The organism is Streptomyces sp. NPDC087906 (assembly GCF_055584925.1).
This window is the reverse complement of sequence record NZ_JBVJLC010000004.1, coordinates 457,788-481,417: the sequence shown is the minus strand read 5'-3', so window position 1 is coordinate 481,417 and position 23,630 is coordinate 457,788. Positions and strand designations below refer to the sequence as shown.

Annotated in this window: 24 protein-coding genes and 2 tRNA genes; 14 read left to right on the top strand and 12 right to left on the bottom strand. The window is 70.3% G+C overall.

What is annotated here, in order from left to right; all coding sequences use genetic code 11:
- The first annotated feature begins 23 nt into the window (after positions 1-23).
- The 5 genes from ACZ63I_RS15805 (at position 24) to ACZ63I_RS15785 (ending at position 4,466) form a co-directional block, all read left to right on the top strand.
- Entirely contained in the window at positions 24-1,085 is a 1,062-nt protein-coding gene (locus ACZ63I_RS15805; protein WP_469338999.1) for a 2-aminoethylphosphonate ABC transporter substrate-binding protein, read from the top strand.
- A 69-nt stretch (positions 1,086-1,154) separates the two neighbouring features.
- Entirely contained in the window at positions 1,155-1,934 is a 780-nt protein-coding gene (locus ACZ63I_RS15800; protein WP_328582107.1) for an HAD-IIA family hydrolase, read from the top strand.
- Positions 1,935-2,027: 93 nt separating this feature from the next.
- A complete protein-coding gene (locus tag ACZ63I_RS15795) occupies positions 2,028-2,669 on the top strand; it encodes a hypothetical protein (protein WP_469338997.1) in 642 nt (213 codons plus the stop codon).
- A gap of 1 nt (position 2,670) precedes the next feature.
- Positions 2,671-3,339, top strand: coding sequence for a class F sortase (locus tag ACZ63I_RS15790; protein ID WP_469338995.1), 669 nt, complete (start codon positions 2,671-2,673; stop codon positions 3,337-3,339).
- A gap of 80 nt (positions 3,340-3,419) precedes the next feature.
- A complete protein-coding gene (locus ACZ63I_RS15785) occupies positions 3,420-4,466 on the top strand; it encodes a glycoside hydrolase family 6 protein (RefSeq protein WP_469338993.1) in 1,047 nt (348 codons plus the stop codon).
- 80 nt (positions 4,467-4,546) lie between these two features.
- Here ACZ63I_RS15785 and ACZ63I_RS15780 read toward each other — a convergent pair.
- A tRNA-Lys gene (locus ACZ63I_RS15780) sits at positions 4,547-4,620 on the bottom strand.
- Between the two features lie 182 nt (positions 4,621-4,802).
- Here ACZ63I_RS15780 and ACZ63I_RS15775 point away from each other — a divergent pair.
- The 4 genes from ACZ63I_RS15775 to ACZ63I_RS15760 all read left to right on the top strand — a co-directional run bounded on the left by ACZ63I_RS15775 (position 4,803) and on the right by ACZ63I_RS15760 (position 9,537).
- The gene (locus ACZ63I_RS15775; protein WP_469338992.1) at positions 4,803-6,254 is read left to right on the top strand and encodes a peptidoglycan-binding protein; all 1,452 of its coding nucleotides are present in this window, start codon (positions 4,803-4,805) and stop codon (positions 6,252-6,254) included.
- Positions 6,255-6,274: 20 nt separating this feature from the next.
- Positions 6,275-7,906 (top strand): SPFH domain-containing protein, encoded by a 1,632-nt coding sequence (locus ACZ63I_RS15770; RefSeq protein ID WP_469338991.1) that lies wholly within the window; start codon positions 6,275-6,277, stop codon positions 7,904-7,906.
- Between the two features lie 203 nt (positions 7,907-8,109).
- Positions 8,110-8,703, top strand: a complete 594-nt coding sequence (locus ACZ63I_RS15765) for a lytic polysaccharide monooxygenase auxiliary activity family 9 protein (RefSeq protein ID WP_041989279.1) — start codon at positions 8,110-8,112, stop codon at positions 8,701-8,703.
- Between the two features lie 345 nt (positions 8,704-9,048).
- A complete protein-coding gene (locus tag ACZ63I_RS15760) occupies positions 9,049-9,537 on the top strand; it encodes a phospholipase (protein ID WP_469338989.1) in 489 nt (162 codons plus the stop codon).
- A gap of 68 nt (positions 9,538-9,605) precedes the next feature.
- Here the strand turns inward: ACZ63I_RS15760 and ACZ63I_RS15755 are convergent.
- From ACZ63I_RS15755 to ehuB, 6 genes are all read right to left on the bottom strand, one after another.
- Positions 9,606-9,679, bottom strand: a tRNA-Lys gene (locus ACZ63I_RS15755).
- 23 nt (positions 9,680-9,702) lie between these two features.
- Positions 9,703-10,461 (bottom strand): IclR family transcriptional regulator, encoded by a 759-nt coding sequence (locus ACZ63I_RS15750; RefSeq protein ID WP_469338988.1) that lies wholly within the window; start codon positions 10,459-10,461, stop codon positions 9,703-9,705.
- Positions 10,462-10,631: 170 nt separating this feature from the next.
- Complete coding sequence (gene ehuA / locus ACZ63I_RS15745) at positions 10,632-11,495, bottom strand: ectoine/hydroxyectoine ABC transporter ATP-binding protein EhuA (protein WP_469338987.1); 864 nt, start codon at positions 11,493-11,495, stop codon at positions 10,632-10,634.
- A complete protein-coding gene (ehuD, locus tag ACZ63I_RS15740; RefSeq protein WP_469338985.1) occupies positions 11,485-12,126 on the bottom strand; it encodes an ectoine/hydroxyectoine ABC transporter permease subunit EhuD in 642 nt (213 codons plus the stop codon). The genes ehuA and ehuD overlap by 11 nt, the downstream gene beginning before the upstream one ends.
- A complete protein-coding gene (gene ehuC, locus ACZ63I_RS15735) occupies positions 12,123-12,860 on the bottom strand; it encodes an ectoine/hydroxyectoine ABC transporter permease subunit EhuC (protein WP_469338984.1) in 738 nt (245 codons plus the stop codon). Before ehuC ends, ehuD begins: the two co-directional genes overlap by 4 nt.
- A gap of 15 nt (positions 12,861-12,875) precedes the next feature.
- A complete protein-coding gene (gene ehuB / locus ACZ63I_RS15730) occupies positions 12,876-13,778 on the bottom strand; it encodes an ectoine/hydroxyectoine ABC transporter substrate-binding protein EhuB (protein WP_469338982.1) in 903 nt (300 codons plus the stop codon).
- 199 nt (positions 13,779-13,977) lie between these two features.
- Between ehuB and ACZ63I_RS15725 the strand changes: the two genes are divergently transcribed.
- Positions 13,978-14,475: a DUF3830 family protein gene (locus ACZ63I_RS15725; protein WP_469338980.1), complete on the top strand. Its 498-nt coding sequence runs from the start codon at positions 13,978-13,980 to the stop codon at positions 14,473-14,475.
- On the opposite strand, the gene ACZ63I_RS15720 is transcribed toward ACZ63I_RS15725, so the two are convergent.
- Together ACZ63I_RS15720 and ACZ63I_RS15715 are read right to left on the bottom strand one after the other, a co-directional pair.
- Positions 14,456-15,880, bottom strand: coding sequence for an amidase (locus ACZ63I_RS15720; RefSeq protein WP_469338979.1), 1,425 nt, complete (start codon positions 15,878-15,880; stop codon positions 14,456-14,458). The two genes, ACZ63I_RS15725 and ACZ63I_RS15720, sit on opposite strands and share 20 nt — an antisense overlap.
- Positions 15,873-16,823, bottom strand: coding sequence for a D-2-hydroxyacid dehydrogenase (locus tag ACZ63I_RS15715; protein ID WP_469338978.1), 951 nt, complete (start codon positions 16,821-16,823; stop codon positions 15,873-15,875). The genes ACZ63I_RS15720 and ACZ63I_RS15715 overlap by 8 nt, the downstream gene beginning before the upstream one ends.
- Before the next feature lie 215 nt (positions 16,824-17,038).
- On the opposite strand from ACZ63I_RS15715, the gene ACZ63I_RS15710 reads away from it, so the two are divergent.
- The 4 genes from ACZ63I_RS15710 to ACZ63I_RS15695 all read left to right on the top strand — a co-directional run bounded on the left by ACZ63I_RS15710 (position 17,039) and on the right by ACZ63I_RS15695 (position 20,940).
- A complete protein-coding gene (locus ACZ63I_RS15710; protein WP_469338976.1) occupies positions 17,039-17,884 on the top strand; it encodes a maleate cis-trans isomerase family protein in 846 nt (281 codons plus the stop codon).
- Positions 17,881-18,603, top strand: a complete 723-nt coding sequence (locus tag ACZ63I_RS15705) for a maleate cis-trans isomerase family protein (protein ID WP_469338975.1) — start codon at positions 17,881-17,883, stop codon at positions 18,601-18,603. Before ACZ63I_RS15710 ends, ACZ63I_RS15705 begins: the two co-directional genes overlap by 4 nt.
- Before the next feature lie 118 nt (positions 18,604-18,721).
- Entirely contained in the window at positions 18,722-19,801 is a 1,080-nt protein-coding gene (locus ACZ63I_RS15700) for an LLM class flavin-dependent oxidoreductase (protein WP_469338973.1), read from the top strand.
- Positions 19,802-19,887: 86 nt separating this feature from the next.
- A complete protein-coding gene (locus tag ACZ63I_RS15695) occupies positions 19,888-20,940 on the top strand; it encodes an NAD-dependent epimerase/dehydratase family protein (protein ID WP_469338972.1) in 1,053 nt (350 codons plus the stop codon).
- Between the two features lie 12 nt (positions 20,941-20,952).
- On the opposite strand, the gene ACZ63I_RS15690 is transcribed toward ACZ63I_RS15695, so the two are convergent.
- The 3 genes from ACZ63I_RS15690 to ACZ63I_RS15680 form a co-directional block, all read right to left on the bottom strand.
- Positions 20,953-21,399, bottom strand: coding sequence for a hypothetical protein (locus ACZ63I_RS15690; protein ID WP_469338970.1), 447 nt, complete (start codon positions 21,397-21,399; stop codon positions 20,953-20,955).
- 51 nt (positions 21,400-21,450) lie between these two features.
- Positions 21,451-22,401, bottom strand: coding sequence for a hypothetical protein (locus tag ACZ63I_RS15685; protein WP_469338969.1), 951 nt, complete (start codon positions 22,399-22,401; stop codon positions 21,451-21,453).
- 112 nt (positions 22,402-22,513) lie between these two features.
- Entirely contained in the window at positions 22,514-23,533 is a 1,020-nt protein-coding gene (locus ACZ63I_RS15680) for an ArsR/SmtB family transcription factor (RefSeq protein ID WP_469338967.1), read from the bottom strand.
- Positions 23,534-23,630: the final 97 nt, after the last annotated feature.

Genomic DNA, 23,630 nt, shown 5'->3' with positions numbered 1-23,630 from the left:
CACTCATGGGAGAACACAACGTCATGCGCACTTTTACCAAGCCGCTCGCCGCCGTCAGCGGCGGACTCGTCATCGCCGCCTCGCTCACCGCCTGCGGCGGCTCGTCGGCCGCGTCCGACGCGAAGATCGTCACCGTCTACAGCGCCGACGGCCTCAAGGGCGAGAACGGCGACGGCTGGTACGACCAGCTCTTCAAGGACTTCGAGAAGAAGACCGGCATCAAGGTCAAGTACGTGGAGGGCGGTTCGGGCGAGGTCGTGCAGCGCGCCGTGCGCGAGAAGACCAACACCCAGGCCGATGTCCTGGTCACCCTCCCGCCGTTCATCCAGCAGGCCGACAGCAAGGGGCTGCTCCAGTCGTACGAGCCGGCCGGTGTCGACAAGGTCGGCGCGGGCGACAAGCCAGCGGACGGCAAGTGGACTTCGGTCGTCAACAACTACTTCGGCTTCGTGCTCAACAAGAAGGAGCTGACGTCGCCGCCCACCACCTGGGAGGAGCTGCTCGACGCGAAGTTCAAGAACAAGCTCCAGTACTCCACCCCCGGTGTCGCGGGTGACGGCACGGCCGTCGTCATCCAGACCATGCACGACTTCGGCGGCAAGGAGCCGGCCATGGACTACCTCAAGAAGCTCCAGGCCAACAACGTCGGCCCGTCGTCCTCGACGTCCAAGCTGGCGCCCAAGGTCGACAAGGGCGAGATCCTGGTCGCCAACGGTGACGTGCAGATGAACTTCGCCCAGGCCACGTCCATGCCGAACCTCGCCATCTGGTTCCCGAAGAAGCAGGGCGCCGCGCAGCCGTCCACCTTCGCGCTGCCCTACGCGGCCGGTCTGGTCAGCGAGGCCCCGCACAACGCCAACGGCAAGAAGCTCCTCGACTTCATGCTCAGCGAGCAGGAGCAGCGCCAGGTCACCGCGATCGGCGGCGGCTTCCCCGCGCGCTCCGACATCAGGCCCACCGACGCCAACGCCACCGCGCTGGGCAAGCTCCTCGACGGCGTCGACATCTTCCAGCCCGACTGGACCGACATCGACAAGAACCTCGACACGTACGTCGACGCCTGGAAGTCCGCCACCGGTAGCTGAGCCCTGCCCTTCCGCGCTGGTTAGGCTGGGCGTGTCGCACATGGTCGTCGCAGAGCGGAGAACACTTCAGTGGCAGAGCGCAAGCCGGTCGAATCCTGGCTCACCGACATGGACGGTGTCCTCATCCACGAAGGGGTTCCGATCCCGGGCGCAGCCGAGTTCATCAAGCGACTGCGCGAGTCGGGCAAGCCCTTCCTCGTGCTCACCAACAACTCCATCTACACCCCGCGCGACCTCCAGGCGAGGCTGTCGCGGATGGGGCTGAGTGTGCCCGTCGAGAACATCTGGACGTCGGCGCTCGCGACGGCGAAGTTCCTCGACGACCAGCGTCCCGGCGGCACCGCGTATGTCATCGGCGAGGCGGGGATGACCACGGCGCTGCACGACATCGGGTACATCCTCACCGACCACGAGCCCGACTACGTCGTGCTCGGTGAGACACGTACGTACAGCTTCGAGGCGCTGACCAGGGCGATCCGGCTGATCAACGGCGGGGCGCGGTTCATCTGCACCAACCCCGACGAGACGGGCCCCTCGGCCGAGGGACCGCTCCCCGCGACCGGCGCCGTGGCCGCGCTGATCACGAAGGCGACCGGCAAGGAGCCGTACTTCGCCGGCAAGCCGAACCCGCTGATGATGCGCACGGGGCTCAACGCCATCGGTGCCCACTCGGAGACCAGCGCCATGATCGGCGACCGGATGGACACGGACGTCCTGGCGGGTCTTGAGGCCGGTATGGAGACGTTCCTCGTGCTGACCGGGGTCACGACCCCGGCCGACATCGACCGGTATCCGTTCCGGCCTTCGACGGTCGTTGACTCGATCGCCGATCTGGTCGATCGCATCTGAGCACGTCAGAGGCGCTTTTACGATCCTGGGCCGGTCCCTGCGGATGCGGAAACGGGCGGCGCGGGTGAATCTTCCTCTATCAGGAGGTTCACCATGCGTTCAAGATTGCTCGCTCTCCGTGCCGCAGGGATGATCGCCATACTCGTGGCGGCCCCCGCGCTAGGCGTCACGGCCGCCCAGGCTCACGACGGTGTGAGTGTCACGGTCACCCCCTCGACCATCGCCCCCGGCGGCGAGGTCCAGCTCAAGGTCGACGGCTGCAAGAAGAACTGGGCGAACGTCTCGTCCGACGCGTTCGCCGCCGATGTGGATCTGTCCGGTGGCAGGAACCACGAGAAGAGCCACGAATCGCGGCTGCCGCTCTACGGAGCCGCCACGATCCGGTCTTCCGCCACCAAGGGCAGCTACGAGATCAACGTCAACTGCGACGGCCACGACCATTCCGGCGTCGGCGACGTCCAGGTCGTCCATCAGTCGGACCATCACAACGACCACTCCGGGGACCACTCGTACCCGCAGCCCGTCGCTCCGGTCGGAGCGGGCGGTGGCGGTACGGCGACCCTGGCGTCCGGCGATCAGTCCGAAGCGCGGACCGACGGGCAGAGTGCGGCCCAGGCGGGCAGCGCCGGAACCCAGCACGCGCTGATCGGTCTGGTGCTCGCGGGTGTGGCCGCTGTCGCCGTGGCCTTCAGGAGTGCGCGTCGCGAGCGTGCCGCCGGCCGGAACACGGACTGACGTGTCCGCCGGGAAGGGTGTGGCGGGATCCGGCAGGCTGCTCACCGGTGTGGCCTGGGCCGTGCTGCTGCTCGGCCTGTGGCTGTGGGGACGCGGTGTCGCCGACGGTTCGGGCTTCGGCAGCTCGGCGCCCACCACGGGCGACGTGGCCGCTGTCGGCCGGCCGCTCGGGGTGCCGCTGCCGCCGGCCAGGGCGCCGCTCGACCCCGCGAAGCCGGAGCGCGTGGACGTCCCGTCCATCGGGATCACCGCGCCTGTCGTCTCCCGCGGGCTCGACGCGGCGGGGGCTGTCGACCCGCCGCCGTTCTCGGCGCCGGGTACGGTCGGCTGGTACGGCCGGGGTGTGCAGCCCGGTGCCAAGGGCGCCGCGCTGTTCGTCGGCCACGTCGACACCGAGACCCGTCCTGCCGTCTTCTACGGTCTGAGCGCGGCCAAGGCCGGTGAGAAGATCCGGGTGACCAGGACGGACGGTTCTGTCGCCGAGTTCACCATCGACAACGTCAAGGTCTTCAGCCGCAAGCACTTCGACGCGCAGAAGGTCTACGGCTCGCACGACAAGTCGCGGGCCGAACTGCGGCTGATCACCTGCGGCGGCACCTTCGACCGCAAGGCGAACGCGTACACGGCGAACGTCGTGGTGTCCGCCTACCTGACCGCCGCGAAGACATGACCCCTGCTCCTTTCCAGGTGAGCGACCGCCCGCGCGGGGAATCCGATCTACCGCGCGGGCGGTTTTCGCCGTGGGAGTGGATGTACCGCGGGAATCCCGGTCGCCGGAGCGGGCGGGCTGCCGCCCGGGTGGGGGCGGCCCTCGCCGCCGCCTCGGTGGTGCTGGTCTCCGGGTGCTCGTCGGGCGGGGACGGCGGCGGTGAGAGCGGAGCGCAGCCGCGCGTCGGTCAGCGGCCCAAGGCCGACGATCCGTACTGGGTCGACCCGGACGGCAGCGCGGCCCGACAGGTCGCCGCGTACCGCGAGCAGGGCACCGGCGAGAGCGCCAGGAACGCGGATCTGCTCAGCAAGATCGCGGACCAGCCGGTCGCCGAGTGGATCGGCCCCGACAACGCCCGGGGCCGGGCCACGGCGTTCACCGAAGCGGCGGCCGAGGCCGACCGCGAAGCGCTGCTGGTCCTCTACAACATTCCGCACCGCGACTGCGGCCAGTTCTCCCAGGGCGGCGCGTCCGACGGCGACGCCTACCGGAAGTGGATCGACGAGGTCGCGACCGGCATCGGCGACCGGCGGGCGACCGTCGTCCTCGAACCGGACGCCGTGCTGCACCTCGTGGACGGCTGCACCCCCGACCAGTTCGGCGAGGAGCGCTACGACCTGCTCAAGGGAGCCGTCGAGCGGCTCAAGAAGCAGCCGGCCACGACGGTCTACCTGGACGCGGGCAACGCGGGCTGGCAGAGTCCCGACGCCCTCTACCAGCCGCTCCGGCGGGCCGGTATCGCGGAGGCGGACGGCTTCGCCGTCAATGTGTCGAACTTCTACCCGACGCGGGCGAGCAGGGACTTCGGCAGGAGCCTGTCGGCGAAGGTGCACAACAAACCGTTCGTCATCGACACCAGCCGCAACGGCAACGGCCCCTACTCCGGCGGCGATCCGAACGAGAACTGGTGCAACCCGCCCGGCCGCGCGCTCGGTGAGCCGCCCACGACGAAGACCGGCGACCCGCTGGTCAAGGCGTATCTGTGGATCAAGCGCCCGGGGGAGTCGGACGGCACCTGCAAGGGCGGTCCGAAGGCCGGCGCATGGTATCCGCGGTACGCGCTGGAGCTGGTCCGCAACACCAAGTAGCGCCGGGGGCCGAGGCCATGGGCAGTCCCCGCGCACGGACGAGGCCCCCTCACATCCCGTGAGGGGGCCTCGACTACGCGTGCGCCGCCAGGGACTCGAACCCCGGACCCGCTGATTAAGAGTCAGCTGCTCTAACCAACTGAGCTAGCGGCGCCTGCTGACCTGGACAACTCTACCCGATCGGCAGGGGTGATCCAGCCGTTAAATGCTTGATGATGCCTGTTGGATGGTCTTTTATTACCTTTGATCCGTCAAAATGCACCTTGTCAGGACAATCGAGATGACTACCCCGTGCAGCAGCTCTGGCAAAGGATCTTGATGAGTGGAGGGGATCGCATGACCGTCCCGGTCTTCGAAGAGTACGAGCCCGCTCTCGACTGCCCCTGCGCCGGATGCGCCGAACAGCGGCGCGATCCGGCCCGGGGCCTGTCCGCGCGTACCGGAGGTCTCGCCGCGCACAGTGCCCGGCAGGCGCTGGTGCTGGTCACCGCCGCCGGTATCGTGCTGGGCGGTACGGGAGCGGGCGCCGCGCAGGCGGCAGGACCGGGCCATGTCCCCGCACTCGGCAGAGCCGACGACACGACGGCCGACGGTACGACGCCGGCCGGTATGCCGGTCGCCGAGCCCGATCCCTCGACCCCGCAGGGCGACAGCGGACCGCTGGGCGGCCCGCCCACCTCGGGCCCCGGCACGAGCCAGCCGGGCACGCTGCGCAAGAGCACCCGCGCCGAGATCATCAACCGCGCCAAGCGGTGGGTGGGCGCGAAGGTGCCGTACAGCATGAACAGGTTCTGGTCCGACGGATACCGGCAGGACTGCTCGGGCTTCGTCTCGATGGCCTGGAACCTGACGGGCAACGAATGGACCGGCAGCCTCGCCAAGTTCGGGGTGAAGATCGCGCGGGCCGACCTGGAGCCCGGCGACATGCTGCTCTTCCACAACCCGGCCGACCCGAGCAAGGGCTCGCACGTCACGATCTTCGGCGGCTGGACCGACTACACGCACTCCACGTACATGGCGTACGAGCAGACCACGCCGTACACCCGGGTGCAGCCCACGCCGATGGCGTACTGGAGCAACTCCGACCGCTACGTGCCCTACCGGTACAAGGGGCTCACCGAGGGGACCGCGGGCGCGGCGAGCAGCACGAAGGGGACGCCGTTCCCCGGCGCGAGGTCCTTCGGGCCAGGCGCCGACAACAAGTACGTCACCCAGCTCGGCAGGATGCTCATCGAGCGCGGCGGCAAGCGCTACTACAAGACGGGCCCCGGGCCGCGCTGGGGCACGGCGGACAGGAACGCGACGAAGGCGTTCCAGCTCGCCCAGGGCTGGCGCGGCGCCGAGGCGGACGGGCTGCCGGGCATCGACACCTGGCGGTATCTGGTCGACCACCTGGGCAAGGACATCACGCCCGCGGGCGCCGGCGGCAGCCCCGGCAAGAGCGCGGCCGGCGGTACGGGTACGGGTACGGGTACGGGCGCGGGCGGCAAGGGTGCCGCAGGTGGCAAGGGCGCTACCGGCGGTTCGGCGGCTGCGGCCGGTACGAAGGCGCCGGCGTTTCCCGGCGCGCGCTACTTCCGGCCCGGACAGTCCAACAAGTACGTCGAGCAGCTCGGCAAGCAGCTCGTGAAGAAGGGCTTCGGCACGTACTACGTCTCCGGACCGACCCAGCGCTGGGGTGAGGCGGACCGGCGCAATGTCCAGGCGTTCCAACGCGCCCAGGGCTGGGGCGGCAGCGCGGCGGACGGCTACCCCGGAGCCGAGACCTGGCGACGACTCTTCGCATGACGGAGGCAAGGATGACAACGATGACCTCGCGCCCGAGCGGTGACGGGAGCGAGCCGCTCGGCGCGACGCCGCTCGGCACCGGGCCGGACGCGACGGATGCGACGGACGTGGCGGACGTGGCGGACGCGGCCCCGGCGGCCGGTGAGCCGGCGGCCGAAGCGGATGCGCCCGCTGCCCCGGCCGCCGCCGAACCGTTCGTACCGGACCAGCAGAGTGAGACGCCGGCGCCGGCGCGGGAGCCCGCGGCGGCCGAGGCGCCCGCCGAGGAGCGCCCGCCGGTGAGCGAGCCGGTGGTGAACGAGCCGGTCGTGAACGAGCCGGTGGTGGACGAGCTGCCGGTGAACGACCAGGCGCCGGGTGAGCCGAGGCTGGGCGACACCGCGGTGATCGAGGCCGTCGTCGACGACACACCGGTGAGTGAACTTCGGGTGGGTGAACTGCCGGTGGGTGAACTGCCGATGGGTGAACTCCCGCTCGGCGACGCCCCGGTGCACGTCGTGCCGGTCAGCGAGAGCCGGGTCAACGACACCCGCGGCGCCGACGGGCGCACCACCCGATGGAGCCCGCTCATCGTGGGCGAGAGCACCCACGAGATCCCGGTGCATCTGCTGTTCAGGGACGAGGCGCGGGCCGTCGCCGCACAGCGGCAGGGCACCGGCGAGCAACCGAGGGTCCGCCGGGTGCCCGCGCCCGCGCCCGCGCCCGCGGGCGTGGGCGCCGTGCCCGCCCGCCCCGCGACGCCTGTCGACACCCGGCTCGTCGAGCGGGCCGGTCCCGTACTGCCGGGCTGGGCCGCCGCGTTCGTCGGTCTGTGCGCGCTCGTCGGCTGCGCTGCCGTGCTCTGGTGGGCCGGCGCGGTCCCCGCCGAGCTGGTCAGGATGGCGCGGCTGTCGTCGCATCCGTACCACGGCATCGGGATCGGGCAGTGGGTGCTGCTCACGCTGGGCGTGCTCGTCGTGCTGTTCACCTTCGGCGGGCTGGGGCGCGGCCGGGTGGGGCACGCCTGGGTGCTGACGCTGTTCGGTGAGTACCGGGGGAGCGTGCGCCGTACGGGACTGCTCTGGGTCAGCCCGCTGCTGCTGCGCCGCCGGGTGGACGTACGGCTGCGGCACTGGCGCAGCGAGCCGATGCCGGCCGTCGACGCGAACGGCACAGCGCTGCGGGCCGTCGTCCTGGTGGTGTGGCGGGTCATGGACACCGCGCAGGCGACGCTCGGCGTCAGGGACCACGAGGAGTATCTGCGCGAGCAGGTCGAGGCGGCCATGGCGCGGGTGCTCTCGCAGTTGCCCGCCGACGCGTTCCACGAGACGGTGCCGACCCTGCGCGACGCCGAGGCCGTCGGCACCGCGCTGACCCGGATGCTGTCGGCGGAATGCCGGCCGGTCGGGGTCGATGTCTTCTCGGCGCAGCCGACGCGGATCGAGTACGCGCCGGAGATCGCCGAGGCGATGCAGCGCAGCCGGATCGCGGCGCTGGACGCCCGGCACCGGGACAGCGTGCTGACGGCGGTGGTCGACGCGGTGGACGACACGGTGCACCGGCTGACCTCGCGCGGCCTGGTCGAGCTGGACGACTACGAACGCAAGGCGCTCGTGAAGGATCTGACGGTGGCCTTCTACACCGGCCGGCACGCGGGCGTCGACCGTTTCTGACAACGGACCGCTGTTGTTATGGACATGGTCAAGGTTCGTTAATACCCTGAGGGTTGGTCTAGACCGCAGAATCGGGTCTGCGGTCCGACTGCTCCACCGCAACTCCGTTCGACAGCTACACCGTTCAACGTTCCATCGCTCAAGGTCCCACTGCACGCGTGCAAGACGGCTCACCGAACTCCCCACGTTCTCTGGAGCGAAGCATGCGAAGAAGCAAGATAGGCGCGGCCCTCGTGGGCCTCGCGGTCACCGGTGTCACCCTGCTCGCCACCGGCAGCGCCAGCAGTCACGGCTACACCGACTCACCCATCAGCCGGCAGAAGCTCTGTGCCAACGGCACCGTGCAGAACTGCGGCAACATCCAGTGGGAGCCGCAGAGCGTCGAGGGGCCCAAGGGCTTCCCGGCAGCGGGTCCCGCGGACGGCAAGATCTGCGCGGGCGGGCTCAGCCAGTTCGCCGAGCTCAACGACCCGCGCGGCGGCACCGGTTGGCCCACCACCAAGGTCACGGCCGGCCAGAGCTACAACTTCCGCTGGCAGTTCACCGCACGGCATGCCACGACGGACTTCAAGTACTACATCACCAAGAACGGGTGGAACCCGTCCCAGCCGCTCACCCGGGCGGCCCTCGACACCCAGCCGTTCCTGACGGTGCCGTACAACAACCAGCAGCCGCCCGCGACGCTCTCGCACTCGGGTGTCCTGCCGCAGCGTACGGGCCGGCACATCATCCTGGCCGTCTGGACGATCGCCGACACGGCGAACGCCTTCTACGCCTGCTCGGACGTGCAGTTCTGACGTACGGGCCGGGTGTCTGACGGCTTCTGACGCGTGACCGAACGGCCTCGGGGAGTGCGGCGACGCTGCCGCGCTCCCCGAGCGCCGTTCACCCCGCGGCGCCGGCCGGTCCGGCCGGGTGTGGAGATTCCGTGCACGCCGTACGAAGCTCCTGGTAACTCGTAGGGAAAACGGCTCCGTTCCCGTACGAGTTGGGGTCGCGGGGGTTTGCCCACGGCGCGAAATGGGGGACGATTCCCGAGCCGGTCACCGCGCGTAGACCCGTACGGCGAACGGTTCGGCAAGGCTGAGGGCGCCCCGTGTCACAGCGCGGAGCGCCGCCCCGTCCCCCACCGGAGGAATCGAATGCACAGACGTCTCGCGCTTCCGCTCGCCGCAGCCGTACTCGCCCTTCCCGCCGCCCTGTTGGCATCGAGCCCGGCCTCGGCGGCGCCGGCGGACAAGCCGCAGGTGCTCAGCAATCTGACCCAGCCGACCGCCGCGAGCCGCAACGCCTGGGTCGCCGCGAACAACAACAAGGGCGCCTGGTCCGCGTACGCCTTCGACTGGTCGACGGACTACTGCTCGACCTCGCCCGACAACCCGTTCGGCTTCCCGTTCGCGACCTCGTGCGCGCGGCACGACTTCGGGTACCGCAACTACAAGGCGGCAGGCCAGTTCCCCGCCAACAAGGCGCGGCTCGACAACATGCTCTACGCGGACCTGAAGCAGGTCTGCACGGCGTACAGCGGTGCGACGAAGGCGACGTGCGACGCGACCGCCTGGACGTACTACCACGCGGTGGACATCTTCGGTTCGACTCCCGCGGTGGACGGCAGCCGCTCGGTGGTCTGACACGGCCCCACCCGTGTCCCTGAGGAAAGGGCCCCGCACCGTCACCGGTGCGGGGCCCTTTCGTCGCGTGCGCCGCCAGGGACTCGAACCCCGGACCCGCTGATTAAGAGTCAGCTGCTCTAACCAACTGAGCTAGCGGCGCCTGCCGACCCGGAAATAATACCCTCAGAAAGTGAGTGACAACGCCACGGGCGCCGCCCTGCGGTTGAGGGTCTCGGCGGCGGCGCGCAGCCGGTGGGCGTGTTCCACCGGGAGCGAGAGGGCGAGGCAGCCGACCGCCGCGCCCGCCGACAGCGGGACCGCGGCGCAGACGGTGCCGACCGCGTACTCCTGGAGGTCGAGCACCGGGACCGTGGCGGGCTGGGCGTCGAGCCGGGAGAAGAGCTGGCGTTCGTTGGTGATGGTCCGCGAGGTGAGCCGGGCGATCTTGTGCCGGGCCAGATGGTCCCTGCGGCCGTTGTGGTCGAGCTGGTTGAGCAGGCACTTGCCCGCGGCGCTGGCATGGGCCGCTGAGCGGAAGTCCACCCACTCCCGGACGGCCGGTGTCCGCGGCCCGGCGGCGAACTGGGTGACCCTGACCTCGCCGTCGATGTACCGGCTGACGTAGACGGCGGCCCCCACGCTGTCGCGCAGCGCCGACAGGGTCTCCTGGAGCTTGGTCTCCAGCGCCTGGCCGCGGCCGGCGCCCGAGCCGAGCAGCGCCAGTGACGCACCGGCGGCGTACGCGCCGTCCGGCAGCAGCTCGACATAGCCCTCGCGGCGCAGCATCCGCAATATGGGGGCGAGATGGAGCGGTGGCAGCCCCGATTCGCGGGCGATGGTGGCTTCCGTGACACCGCCGCCGTGCTGGGAGACCGTTTCGAGGACGCGCAGGATGTAGCGGACCGAGTGGAATGAAGCGGCCGGCTCCGGTTTCAGCGCCACGGCTCTCCCTCGGGGCTCTGCTGGTCCGTTGCTCTCGGTTGCCCGTCTCTCACGATAACGGCCAATCCCGCACGGTGGGGCGGCTGTTGGGGAAAGAATGACCCGGCCCCGCACGGTGTGCGGGGCCGGGTCGTCGTGGCATATGCCGCATGGCAATTCGCCGTTGACGCTCACAGCACGGCGCTGAGGAATTCTCTGGTGCGTTCGTTCTCCGGGTCGGAGAATATTTTCTCCGGGGTTCCCGACTCGACGATCCGCCCCGAGTCGAACATCAGCACCTGGTCCGACACGTCGCGGGCGAAATTCATTTCGTGCGTCACGCAGAGCATGGTGATATTCGTCGTCCGGGCGATCTCCCGCAGCAGATCCAGCACGCCCGCCACCAGTTCCGGGTCGAGCGCCGACGTCACCTCGTCCAGCAGCAGGATCTCCGGGCGCATCGCCAGCGCGCGGGCGATGGCCACCCGCTGCTGCTGTCCGCCGGAGAGCTGCGAGGGGTGCGCGTCGACCTTGTCGGCGAGACCGACCATGTCGAGCAGTTCGCGCGCCCGGGTCTCGGCCTCCTCCTTGCTGACGCCGAGGACGCCCACGGGCGCCTCGGTGATGTTCTGCAGCACCTTCATGTTCGGGAAGAGGTTGAACTGCTGGAAGACCATGCCGATCTTCTTGCGGGACTCGCGGAGCTGCTTCTCGCCGGCCGGCTTCAGGCCGCCGCCGGGGGTGCGCATGTGGGACAGCGGTTCGCCGTCCACCCAGATCACCCCGTCGCTGACCTTCTCCAGCGTCATCAGCAGCCGCAGGATCGTGGTCTTGCCCGAGCCGCTGGGGCCGATGAGCGTGACGTGCTCGCCGCGCCGTACGGCGAAGTCGAGCTGGTCGAGGACCACATGGTCGCCGTAGCGCTTGACGACCTGGTCGAAGTGGACGAGCGGCCCCCCGGGAGCCGCGTCCCGCGCGGACGCCTTGGACGCCCCGGACGCGGCGGTGTCCTCGGGGGACGAGGTTTTCTGCGGCGGCAGAGGGTCAGTGGCCAAGGCTCTTCTCCAGCTTTCTCATCAGCAGCGAGGTCGGGTAGCTCGCGATCAGGAAGATCAGTCCGGCGAGGGTGAACGCCTCCGTGTACTGGAAGTGGTCACCCGCGTACTTCCGCGCCTCGAAGACCATCTCCTGGACCGTGATGACCGCCAGGAAAGGGGTCTCCTTGAACATGGAGATCGCGTAGTTGCCGAGTGCGGGCAGTACGTTGCGCACCGCCTGCGGCAGGATCACGGCCTGCCAGGTCCGCCGGGGTGACATCGACAGCGCGCGGCAGGCCTCCCACTGGCCCTTCGGCACTCCGTCGATCCCGGCCCGGTACACCTCGGAGGTGTACGTCGCGTAGTGGATGCCGAGCACGATCACCCCGACGACCAGGGGCTCCGTGGACGCGAACACCGCTGCCGCGCCGACCAGTTGCACCAGCAGCGGGGTGGAGCGGATGAACTCCATCACCGCGCGGACCGGCACCGTCACCCACCGGGAAGGGGCGCGGCCCGCCACCGCGATGGCGAGGCCGAGCACGGCGGCGACCAGGGTGCCGAGCACCGTCGCCAGCAGCGTGATCTTGAACCCGTTGAGCAGCAGGGGCAGTGCGTCCCACGCCGCGTTCCAGTCGAAGGTGCTCATCGGGCCGCACCTCCGGTGAGCGCCGGGTCGCTCGCGCTGCGGCTGCGCAGCAGGCTGCGCTTCTCAGGGCGTTGGCCGAGCCTGGCCCTGGCCGCCCGTTCGAGCAGGTTCATCAGCATCGTCAGGATGTAGGCGAGGACGAAGTAGAGGACCAGCAGGGTCGCGTAGGCGGTGAGGGACTCACCCGTGCGGTCCCTGATCTGCTGGATCACGGTCATCAGGTCGGCCGCCGAGATCAGCCACAGCAGCGGCGTGGCCTTGAGCAGTTGGATCAGCAGGTTGGTGAAGGACGGGATCATCTGGGCCCACGCCTGCGGCATGATCACCCGCGTCATCCGTTTGTACGGGCTCATGTTGAGCGCGACCGCCGCCTCCCACTGCGCGCGCGGTACGGCGTTGACGCCGCCGCGTACCACCTCGGAGCCGTAGGCGCCGAAGTTCAGCCCGAAGGCCACCACACCGCAGATCATCGAGGTGAGTTGATACCCCGTCAGTTGCGGCATCGCGTAGTAGAGCCAGAAGAGCTGGACATACAGCGACGTGCCGCGGAAGAACTCGACGACGACGCGCGAGACCACCCGTACGACCGCGAGACGGCTGCCCGCCATCAGGCCGAGGAGCAGCGAGAGAACGAAAGCGAGGGCCGCGCCGAGCAGCGTGGCCTGGACCGTCACCCAGAGCCCTGAGCGCACCTGGGGCAGGTCGTTGGAGAATGTGGTGAAGAAGTCGCCCATACCGGCTCGGTCCCGTCATCCCTTGCAGAGGTCGGCGGTCTTCAGGGTCGCCGGTGGGATTTCGGTGGCGCCGAAGCCGTACGGCGTCAGCAGCTCCACGTAGCGGGCCTTGTCCGTGACGATCTTCTTCAGTTCCTTGTTGAAGGCGTCCCGCAGCGCCTCGTTGCCCTTCTGGAACACCGCGCCGCCGGGGCTGTACTGGGGCTTGCCCTTCAGCTCCGGCACGAAGGCCTTGGTGACCTCGGTCTCCGGGTTGGTCTTGGCGAGCCAGCGCAGCGAGATGCCGGTGAGCAGGAACGCGTCGATCCGGCCGCTCTTGACGGCGTCGGCGCCGTCCTGCGGCTTCTGCAGGGTCTTGATCTTGCCCGAGTCGATGCCGGCGCCCTCCGCGTACGAGGACTCGACGGCGCCCGCCATCACACCGATCGTGATGCCGGCCTGCTTGGCCGACGGCAGGTCGGTGACGTTCTTCGGGTTGCCCTTCTTCACCATCATCGCCGTGGGGGAGATGAACTCGGGCTCCGAGAACAGGGCGTTGGCGCAGCGCTCGGGCGTGATCGCCATACCGGCGCTGACGACGTCGTACTTGCCCGCCTGCAAACCCGGGATCAGACCGTCGAAGTCGGAGAGCGTGGGTTTGAGCGTGTCGACGCCGAGGGCCTTGAATATCTGCTGGTGCAGCGCGGGGGCCTCGCCCTTGAGCTTGCCCCCGTCGGTATAGCCGTACGGTGCCTCGTTGGCGTACGCCACCCGGACGAACCCCTGTTTGCGTAGCTTGTCGAGCGCTCCTGAACCGGTGCTCGCGCCGCTGTCGGTCTTGCTGCACGCCGCCAGGGCGCCAGGTACGACGAGCAGTCCACCGACGGCCGCGGAGCGGCTGAGGAAGCCCCGGCGGGACAGGTTCGGGAAGTCAGCCATGGATCGAAATCTCCTCGGATCGGGACAACGTGGTCAAACGCTGCGGACAATGGGGGGCACCTGCCCGACTCGGGATTTCTAAGCGTCGCCCCTCGGGGGTGTAACCGAACAGTGCCCGGAAGGAGACCTTTCTGTGGCCTGATTCGATAGCTCAGCGTGGTGGCGTGTGCGATCAGCCGGAGCCGGGCAAGCTGCGAGGATGTCAGAGCGCTATGTGCAGGTATCACTCGACAAGCGCGGGGTCCAGTGCACCGCGAAGCTCCTCGACGACCGGGCGCCGGTCACATGCGCCGCCGTGTGGGAGGCGCTGCCGCTCGGTTCGGACGTCTACCACGCGAAGTACGCGCGCAACGAGATCTACGCCCTGTTCCCGGCCTTCGCCGCCGAGGAACCACCGCTGGAGAACCCCACCATCACCCCCATCCCGGGCGATCTGTGCTACTTCACCTTCTCGGAGGCGGAGCTGGGCGCCGCTTCGTACGGATACGACGAGCAGGCCGTGCGGGGGCGCCGTACGGTCGTCGACCTCGCGCTGTTCTACGAGCGCAACAACCTCCTGATCAACGGCGACGTGGGCTGGGTCCCCGGCATCGTCTGGGGCTCGGTCGTCGAAGGGCTCGACGCGATGGCCGCCGCCTGCCAGGACCTCTGGCGGGCGGGCGCCGTGGACGAGACGCTCAGCTTCCGGCGGGCGTAGGCGCCCCGGCGGGGGCGGGGATCCGGGCGGCGCCCGACTCGTACAGCGCGTGCGCGGCGCGCAGCACCAGCGCGTCCGCGTGCCGCGCGGCGACCAACTGGACGCCGATCGGCAGCCCGTCCTCGTCCACCCCGCAGGGCACGGTCGCGGCCGGCTGCTGGGTCAGGTTGAACGGGTACGTGAACGGCGTCCAGGACGTCCACCGCCCGCCCCTGCTCCCGGGTGTCTCGACGCCCGCCTCGAAGGCGGTGATCGGCAGCGTCGGGGTGACCAGCAGGTCGTACGTCTCGTGGAACCGGCCGAGCCGCCTGCCGAGGTCCATCCGCGCGTCCACCGCCGTCAGATAGTCCAGCGCGCTCGCCCGCTCCCCCTCGGCGACGATCTCGCGCAGCCCCGGATCCAGCAGCTCGCGCTGGTCGGCGCCGAGCGGCTGCGCCACCCTGGCCGCCCCGCTGAACCACAGCGTGTGGAACGCCGCCACCTGGTCCGAGCTGTCCGGATCGGCCTCTTCGACGTACGCGCCCAGCTCGGCGAGCCGGCCCACGGCCTGCCGTACCGCGTGCGCCACGGCGGGGCGTACGGCGACCTGCCCGCCGAACGTGGGCGAGTACGCGATCCGCAGCCCGCGCACCCCGCTGTCCAGGGCGCCGCTGACACCCGGCGCCGGGGCGAGCTGCGACCAGTCGCGCCAGTCGGCCCCGCTGATCACGTCGAGCACCAGCGCCGCGTCGGCCGCGTCCCTGGTCATCGGACCCGCGTGCGCGAGCGTGCCGAACGGGCTCGACGGGTACAGCGGCACCCGCCCGTACGTCGGCTTCAGCCCGAAGATCCCGCAGAACGAGGCCGGGATCCGCACCGACCCGCCGCCGTCCGTACCGATCGACAGCGGAGCGGCGCCCAGCGCCACGGCGGCGGCGCTGCCGCCGCTGGAGCCGCCCGAGGTGCGCAGCAGGTCGTACGGATTGCGTGTGACACCGGTGAGCGGCGAGTCCGTGACGCCCTTCCAGCCGAACTCCGGCGTCGTCGTCTTGCCGACGAACACCGCGCCGTGCTCACGCAGCCGCGCCACGGACGGCGCGTCCTCGTCCCAGGCACCGGCCGCCGGTACGGTCCTCGACCCGCGCAGGGTGGGGCCACCGCGCTGGAGGATCAGGTCCTTCACCGAGACCGGCACCCCGTCCAGCAGCCCCTGCGGCTCCTTTCTGAGCCACCGCGCCGTGGCCGCCTCCGCCTGCGCGAGCGCCGCTTCGGCGTCGACCCTGACGAAGGCGTTGACCAGCGGCTGCACCGTCTCGATACGGTCCAGCACGGCGCGCGTCGCGTCGACGGGCGAGAAGTCGCCCTTCTCGTAGCCGGCGAGGAGCTGCCGGGCCGTGAGATCGGTCAGGAAGGTCGGATCAGTCATGGCTGGGGACGTACCCACGTTTCTTGTCGACCACGTTCGTGAGGGGCTTTCCGGCGGACCAAAGTTCGTACAATTCGATGAACTGCTCTCCCAGCCGGTCGCGCCAGCCGACGGTGTCGCCGCTCATGTGCGGGGAGACGATCAGCCCCGGCACGTCCCACAGCGCACTCGCCGCGTCGAGCGGCTCGTGCTCGAACACGTCGAGCGCCGCGCCCGCGATCCATCGGTTGGTCAGGGCCGCCACCAGGTCTTCCTCGACCACGAGCTGGCCCCGGCCCACGTTGATGAAGCGCGCCGACGGCTGCATCAGCCCGAAGAGGCGCGCGTCGAACAGGCCGCGGGTGTCGTCGGTGAGCGGCGCCGCGCAGACCACCCAGTCCGCCCCGGCGAGCAGCCGGGGCACCTGCTCCGGGCCGTGGATGCCGCGCCGCGCCGTCCGTCCGGTGACGGCCGTGGTCACCCCGAGCGCCTTCAGCGTCGCGGCGACGGCGAGCCCGATGGGTCCCGAGCCGACGACGGTCGCGCGGCTGCCGGCGACCCGTATCCCCTCGCGGTGCTGCCACCTGCGGCGGCGCTGGAGCTCCAGGGTCCCGGGCAGATCCTTCGCCATGGCGAGGACGAGACCGGCGACGTACTCGGCGATGGGCTCCTCGAAGATGCCGCGCGCGTTGGTGACGACCGTGTCGGACGCGATCAGCTCAGGACACATCAGCTTGTCCACACCGGCACTGGCGGTGTGCACCCAACGCGGCCTCGGCCCGTCGCCCGGCCAAGCGGCACGTACCGCTTCGGAACTGAAATCCCAGACCAACAGGGCGTCCGCGTACGGGAGTTGCTCGGCGAGACTGGACTCGGACGCGTACCGGACAGTGGCCCGCCCGGTGAGCCGGCCGAGCCGCGGCGGCGGGTCGGTCTCCAGGACGAGGAGGGTCGGATCAGCCATCGGGTCGAACCCTTCGGATGCGGTGTGGGGGGAGCCGGGGCCGGCGCCGCGGTGGGTGCTGGGGCCTGTGTGACGCCGGTGCGCAGATTTCGCTCAAGAAAATTCGATGCAACGTCTGACTTGTACGGATTGACCACGCTCGCACCGTGCTCCTACCTTCGTCAACAAGACACGATGACCGGCTGCTCAGCGGCCGGTCCGTAAGGGGGCCAGTGTTGAATGTCTCCTTTCTGGGCGGGCCGCAGCCACAGCGTGGTGTAGGTGTGGTCGCTCCTTTCGACTTCGCCCTCGACCGCGAACTGTGGCGGTGGGTGCCCGACGACATCTCGCTGCGCCTGACCAGAACCCCGTACGTACCCGTCGAGGTGTCCCTGGACCTCGCCCGGCTGGTCAGCGAGCACGAAACCCTCGGTGAGGCGGTCCGCGCGCTCGGCGCCTCCGAACCCGAGGTCATCGCCTACGCCTGCGCGTCGGGCAGCTTCGTCGGCGGCCCGGCCGGCGAGCGCGCCATGTGCGAGGCGATGACGCGGGCGGGCGACGTCCCCTCGGTCACCACGTCCGGCGCCCTCGTCGAGGCGCTCGCCGAGCTGGGCGCGAGCAGGATCGCGCTGGTCACGCCCTATACGGAGTCGGTCACCCGGTCGCTGGAGGAGTACCTGGCCGAGGTGGGGGTATCCGTCACTGGTCGCGCTTTTCTGGGGCTGACCCGGGACATCTGGAAGGTCCCGTACCGCTCAGTCATGGACATGGCGCGGCAGGCCGTCGTCGGGGCGGCCGACGCGCTCTTCATTAGCTGCACCAATCTTGCGACGTACGACGTGATACCGCAGCTTGAGGCCGAACTGCGCATACCCGTGCTGTCGGCCAACCAGGTCACCATGTGGTCCGCACTGCGCAAGCTCGGCGCACACGCCGTCGGTCCGTACCAGCGACTGCTGCTCGACCCGCCTCCGGCGCGGCCGGTGCTGTCGGAGCCCGTGCTCCAGGTACAGGAACCGGTGCTGCCCAAGCAGATCCAGCCGCCGGAGCAGCCGCCGGACGAACAGGAAGGCTGGACATGACGACCGTCGGACTCCTCTACCCCGGGCACTCCGCGGAGGACGACTATCCGCGCATCGAGATGCTCTTCGACAGCGACATCAGACTGCCGCTGTTCCACACGGAGATCGGCGAGGACGCCCACCGCGTCGACGCCCTGATCCGGATGGGCGCGGACGAGCGGCTCGCCGAGGGCGTCGAGGAGCTGCGGCTGGCAGGCGCCGACTCGGTTGTCTGGGCCTGCACGAGCGGCAGCTTCGTGTACGGCTGGGACGGCGCGCACGAGCAGGTGCGGACGCTCGCCCTGGCGGCCGGACTCCCCGCGTCCAGCACGTCCTTCGCCTTCGCCCACGCGATCACCGCGCTCGGCGCCGAACGGGTCGCCGTCGCCGCCACGTACCCCGAGGACGTCACCGGCTACTTCACCGACTTCCTGAAGGCGTCGGGCGCCGAGGTCGTCTCCGACCGGGCCAGCGGCATCATCACCGCGGCCGAGGTCGGCACCTGGGGCCGCGACGAGGTGCTGGAGCTGGCCAGGGCGGGCGACCACCCGGACGCCGAGGTCGTGCTCCTGCCGGACACCGCGCTGCACACGGCGGCGTATCTGCCGGAGCTGGAGGAGGTCCTGGGCAAGCCGGTCCTCACCGCGAACCAGGTCACCGTCTGGGAGGGCCTGCGGCTCGCGGAGCGGCAGGCGTGGGCACCGAAGCTGGGCACGCTGTTCGCGAAGCGCGTGGTGTAGCGGCGCTCCTTGGGCCGGGGGTTCGTCGCGCTCGGCTCGTCGCGCCTGGGGAATAACCGGAGCACCCCTCCTGTTAGGGGGGTGTTATCCGTATTTCCCGCGCAGGAGGGCTTCACCCGTGGACGACGCGATCAGTGGCACGGACATCCGCGGCACGGCACAGGGGACCGCACCCGTACCGCTGTCCGTACTGGACCTGGCCACGGTGGGCAGCGGCACCACAGCGACCGAGGCCCTGCGCAACAGCGTCGCGCTCGCGCAGCTCGCCGAGCGCAGGGGCTACCACCGGCACTGGCTCGCCGAACACCACTCGATGCCCGGCATCGCCTCGTCGTCCCCCGCGGTGATCCTCGCCCATCTCGCCGCCCACACCGAGCGCATCCGGCTCGGCTCGGGCGGCGTGATGCTGCCCAACCACGCGCCGCTGGTGATCGCCGAGCAGTTCGGCACACTCGAAGCGCTCGCGCCGGGCCGTATCGACCTCGGCCTCGGCCGCGCCCCCGGCACCGACGGCGCCACGGCCGCCGCGCTGCGCCGCACCGACCGGCCCGACGCCGGGGCCGACGACTTCCCGCAGCAGGTCGCCGAGCTGACCCGGTTCCTGGACGACAGCTTCCCCGACGGCCACCCGTACTCCCGTATCCACGCGGTACCGGGACCGGTGCAGGGCCCGACGGGACGGCCGCCGATCTGGCTGCTCGGCTCGTCAGGCTTCAGCGCCCAGCTCTCCGGGATGCTCGGACTGCCCTTCGCCTTCGCGCACCACTTCTCGGCGCAGAACACCATCCCGGCGCTGGACCTCTACCGTGAGTCCTTCCGCCCGTCCGTCTTCCTCGACGCGCCCTACGCGATGATCGGCGTCGGCGCCTTCGCCTCCGAGACGGAGAAGGAAGCGCGCCGCCAGGTGATGACCGGCGCCCTGTCGATGGTGCGGCTGCGCACCGGCCGCCCCGGGCTCGTACCGACGCCCGAAGAGGCGGAGGCGCACCCGTGGAGCCCGATGGAGGAGGAGTTCGTCAACAGTTGGCTCGGCAACCTCATCCACGGCACGGCCGACGAGGTCAGGGCTGGTCTTGACGGGCTGCAGAAGCGTACGGGCGCGGACGAGATGATGATCACGGCCAACGCGCACGGGGTCGAGGCGCGGCTGCGGAGCTACGAGCTGATCGCTGACGAGTACGGGCTGCCGACGGCCTGACGGGGGGCCGGTACGCCGGCGGGACCCCTCTGCCCTCGGCAGACCGCTGTTCCGCTCGCGGCAGCCGATCGCCCACACTCGGACGCATGAGACTTCTGGTGATCGGCGGATCGGTGTTCCTCGGACGGGCGTTCGTCGAGGAAGGACTGCGGCGTGGTTGGGACGTGACCACTTTCAACCGGGGGAAGACGCAGCCCGACCCGGCGGGCGCACGGAGCGTACGCGGCGACCGGGAGAGCGAAGAGGACCTGGCGCGACTGGCCGAGGCCGGTCCCTGGGACGCGGTCGTGGATGTCTGCGGCTATGTCCCCCGGGTCGTCGGAGCCTCGGTCGCCGCGCTCGCCTCGTCGGCCGCCGGCTACCTGTTCATCTCCTCCATCAACGCCCGCCCCGGCTGGCCTTCGGAACCGGTGGACGAGAACGCGCCACAGCACGAGGGCGATCCGCAGGCAGGTCCTGACGACGGCGGCTACGGCAAGCTGAAGGTCGGCTGCCAACTGGCTGTCGAACAGGGCTTCCCCGGCCGCACGTTGATCCTTGAGCCCGGCCTGATCATGGGCCCGCACGACCGCGCGCAGCGGCTCACCTGGTGGCTGTCGCGCGCCGCGCGGGGCGGCCCGATGGTCGCGCCCGGCGCACCGGAGAACGAGATGCAGTTGATCGACGCCCGTGACATCGCGATCTTCGGCCTCGACCGGATCGAGGCCGAGGACTCGGGAACGTACCTGGTCAGCGGTACGCCGGCGAACACGACATGGGGCGAGTTCCTCGGCCTCTGCCTCGCCGAGACCGGCCGCAAGGCCGAACTGGTGTGGGTGCCCGACGAGATCCTGACCGAGCACGAGATCACGGTATGGACCGAACTCCCGCTGTGGGCACCGGCCAACGACGACTTCACCGGAGTCTGGCGGCCCAGCTCGGCGAAGGCGGTCGCTGCGGGTCTGCGCTGCCGCCCGGTCGCCGAATCCGTACGGGACACGGCGAGTTGGCTGTTCGGACCGGGCGGCATGGACGAGGCGTTCGGCCCGTCCCGTACGGGCCACGAGGCGAAGGGCATCAGCCCGGAGCGCGAACAGGCGCTGCTCCGGGCCGCTGCCCATGGCCAATCTGACCATGGCCAATCTGCCCATGACCAGTAGGGCAGAGCTTCCTCAGAAGATGTTGGCCCACCTGTGAGATGAGATGTTGTTGTCGAGCGCCTGGCCCGAGCCGGAGCCGGTGTTCGCGTCGAACGTCCAGAGGCGCAGATCCCGCAGACCGACCCCGTTTGCGACGCCCCTGCGCGCGCCCGTGTAGTTCAGCCCCCAGTACACCCAAATGTCGTCCAGGGCGCCGGGGTAGCCGTCGTTGTGCAGCGAGCTGACCTGGTTGCGGCACGAGCCCCAGTCGGGGGCCTCGCCCGACCAGTCGTCGCACCAGTTGGTGTAGCCGATGTCGTAGTAGACATGGAGCAAGCCGGTGGCGGCCGGGGCCGGGGGAGCGGAGGCGGAGGCGGGGGCCGGAGGGGCCGATCCGGCGGCCTGTGCGGTGAGGGGCGCGACGCCTACGGCCAGGGCCGCGATCGCCGTGCCGATCAGGAGGGTGCGGATCTTGCGCATGGTCTTCTCCTCGTTGCGGTTGTCGCGCGGTAGTCGCGCGGTTTCCTCTGGTTACGAAGCCGGGCCGGCGGCCGTGGTGACGGCGCGGGCCCGGGGCAGTGCGGCGTGCTGGAGGCGGAGCCTGGTTTCGACGGCGGAACGGTGCTGCCGCCGGAGCTTGTCGGCGTACTGGCGGTCCAACTCGACCGCCGTCCTGGCCAGACCCGAACTGGTCGCGCACCGGGCTTCGGCGACGGCGAGCCGTACCTCCTGCGCCCGGGGCAGCGGGCGTTCCGGCGGGGGCAGTTGCGCCCTCAGCCGGGCCGGGCTCGGGTAGGGGTGGCCGGCCTTGCGCATACAGGCGGCCCAGGGCTTCACGACCTCGGCGAACCGGGGGTCGCCGGTGACGTCGGACTGCCGGATCCCGGTCAGGCTGTCCTCGGTGAACTTCGCCTGGAACCACGCCTGGAGGTCTCCGTAGAGGGTCCGGTCGGCCTCCGACTGGCAACCCCCTGAGCTGCGCTGGGCGACCACGCCGTCCGGGGCTTTCGCGGTCACGTCCCCTATCCGTCCGCCGTTGGCCGCCTTCAGCGCCGCGGCCCTGCGGTCGGGCGGCAGACCGCGGAAGTAGCGCTGGTTGGGATCGGTCTCCCGCACCTCGGCGAGGGCGCGTTGGATGTCCGTTCCGTATCCGTGCTCGCGGGCCCACGCCACGTCGTCGATGACGTAGGGGAATTCCCGGGCGTCCGGGACCGGGTTCTCTTTCACCGGCAGGTAGACGAATCCGTGCCTCTTCATGCAGTCGCGGAGCAGGATCTGGTCCGCCGTGAACAGCAGGCCCTTCTCCTGCCGGGTCGGTTCGCGCGCCTGTTGCCGGCCGGAGCCGGCGGAGGAATCGGAGGAGTGGGACGGTGGGTCGGAGACCGCGTGGACGACCGCAGGCACCGCCAGGGCCGCGCAGGCCACGACGGCGCTGACAGCGGCAAGTCGGCGTCCCCCGGCCGGACTTCGCAGCAGTGCCATGACCGTTCCCCCTTGACGTTTCCCTGGTTGGGTCGGTGCCGTACGGCGTCTGACCACCAGAGTGCGGTCCGGCCGAGCGGAGCACGAGGCGTTTCAGCGAGGCCCGAAAAGCTCAGGTCAGAGCCCTGTCGGCGGGGAGGCGGCCACGCAGCAGGGCGGCGCCCAGCGGGGTGAGGGAGTGCAGGACGTGATTGCCGATGCGCCGGCTGTGGACCAGGTTGGCGGCGGCCAGCGCGTGCACATGCTGACTGGCGGAGGCGGGCGAGACGCGGAGTCTGCGGGCGAGTTCGCCGGTGGTGGCCGTGTCGTGCAGGGCGGCGAGCGTACGGGCGCGGGTACGGCCGAGGACGGCGTGCAGGGCCTGCGGGGTGGTCCCGGTTCCGCCGTCGGCGGCGTCATGCCCGACGGGATAGACCAGGACCGGTGGTAACTCCGGGTCGGCCAGGGACACGGGCGTACGCCAGCAGAAGTACGAAGGCACGAGCCGCAGCCCGCGCCCGGCGAGCCGCAGGTCGCGGTCGAGCGGATAGTCCGCGTACAGCACCGGCGGCTCCCAGCGGATGCCGGGGCCGAAGGAGTTGAGCAGCCCGTGCACGCCGCCGTCCCGCAGGGCCCGCGCGCGCAGGGCGCGATCGGCCTCGGCCAGGGTGTGGGCATCCGTCCAGTCCGGGGCGATCACCGCGTGGTGGACGGTACGGACGGCGGCGGCCAGGTCAGCCATCCGGTCGCGGTCGCCGCCCGCGAGATCCCGCAGCCAGGGCCGGGGGGCGGCGCGGCGCCCCGACCCACCGCAGCCGCTGCCCAGTTGACGCAGTTCGTGCCGCAGCCGTCCCGCCGAAGTGGCCCGTATCGCGTCGATACCGTGGTCGATTCCGGCGGCGGCCGCGGCGGGGGTGAGGAAATCCGGCGTGTAGCCCTTGTTCGGCGTCAGCGCCGCCAACAGCCGCACCGAACGAGTCAGTCGTTGTGCGACCACGTCGACGGCGCGTCGGCGCCAGGTGCGGAAGACGGGCGCGCCCCGGCCGGGGCAGTGCAGTTGCTGCAGCCCGAGCACGGTCTCCCACAACGGGTCGAGTTCCGTGGCGACCTGGACGCGTGCCAGATCCTCGGCGGTGAAGTGAAGACGTAACACAGCCTTGTGCCCCCCCCATGCGCTGCGTGTCATTACCGCGGCGCACTCGCGCCGACCGTCACAGCAGGTGTAGCGCGAAAACGTTGTTCGGTGTCCT

Coding starts and splice junctions, on each gene's coding strand:
- ACZ63I_RS15805 (WP_469338999.1), top strand. CDS start 24: ATGCGCACTTTTACCAAGCCGCTCGCCGCCGTCAGCGGCGGACTCGTC.
- ACZ63I_RS15795 (WP_469338997.1), top strand. CDS start 2,028: ATGCGTTCAAGATTGCTCGCTCTCCGTGCCGCAGGGATGATCGCCATA.
- ACZ63I_RS15785 (WP_469338993.1), top strand. CDS start 3,420: ATGTACCGCGGGAATCCCGGTCGCCGGAGCGGGCGGGCTGCCGCCCGG.
- ACZ63I_RS15775 (WP_469338992.1), top strand. CDS start 4,803: ATGACCGTCCCGGTCTTCGAAGAGTACGAGCCCGCTCTCGACTGCCCC.
- ACZ63I_RS15770 (WP_469338991.1), top strand. CDS start 6,275: ATGACCTCGCGCCCGAGCGGTGACGGGAGCGAGCCGCTCGGCGCGACG.
- ACZ63I_RS15765 (WP_041989279.1), top strand. CDS start 8,110: ATGCGAAGAAGCAAGATAGGCGCGGCCCTCGTGGGCCTCGCGGTCACC.
- ACZ63I_RS15760 (WP_469338989.1), top strand. CDS start 9,049: ATGCACAGACGTCTCGCGCTTCCGCTCGCCGCAGCCGTACTCGCCCTT.
- ehuD (WP_469338985.1), bottom strand. CDS start 12,126: ATGAGCACCTTCGACTGGAACGCGGCGTGGGACGCACTGCCCCTGCTG.
- ehuC (WP_469338984.1), bottom strand. CDS start 12,860: ATGGGCGACTTCTTCACCACATTCTCCAACGACCTGCCCCAGGTGCGC.
- ehuB (WP_469338982.1), bottom strand. CDS start 13,778: ATGGCTGACTTCCCGAACCTGTCCCGCCGGGGCTTCCTCAGCCGCTCC.
- ACZ63I_RS15725 (WP_469338980.1), top strand. CDS start 13,978: ATGTCAGAGCGCTATGTGCAGGTATCACTCGACAAGCGCGGGGTCCAG.
- ACZ63I_RS15720 (WP_469338979.1), bottom strand. CDS start 15,880: ATGACTGATCCGACCTTCCTGACCGATCTCACGGCCCGGCAGCTCCTC.
- ACZ63I_RS15715 (WP_469338978.1), bottom strand. CDS start 16,823: ATGGCTGATCCGACCCTCCTCGTCCTGGAGACCGACCCGCCGCCGCGG.
- ACZ63I_RS15705 (WP_469338975.1), top strand. CDS start 17,881: ATGACGACCGTCGGACTCCTCTACCCCGGGCACTCCGCGGAGGACGAC.
- ACZ63I_RS15695 (WP_469338972.1), top strand. CDS start 19,888: ATGAGACTTCTGGTGATCGGCGGATCGGTGTTCCTCGGACGGGCGTTC.
- ACZ63I_RS15690 (WP_469338970.1), bottom strand. CDS start 21,399: ATGCGCAAGATCCGCACCCTCCTGATCGGCACGGCGATCGCGGCCCTG.
- ACZ63I_RS15685 (WP_469338969.1), bottom strand. CDS start 22,401: ATGGCACTGCTGCGAAGTCCGGCCGGGGGACGCCGACTTGCCGCTGTC.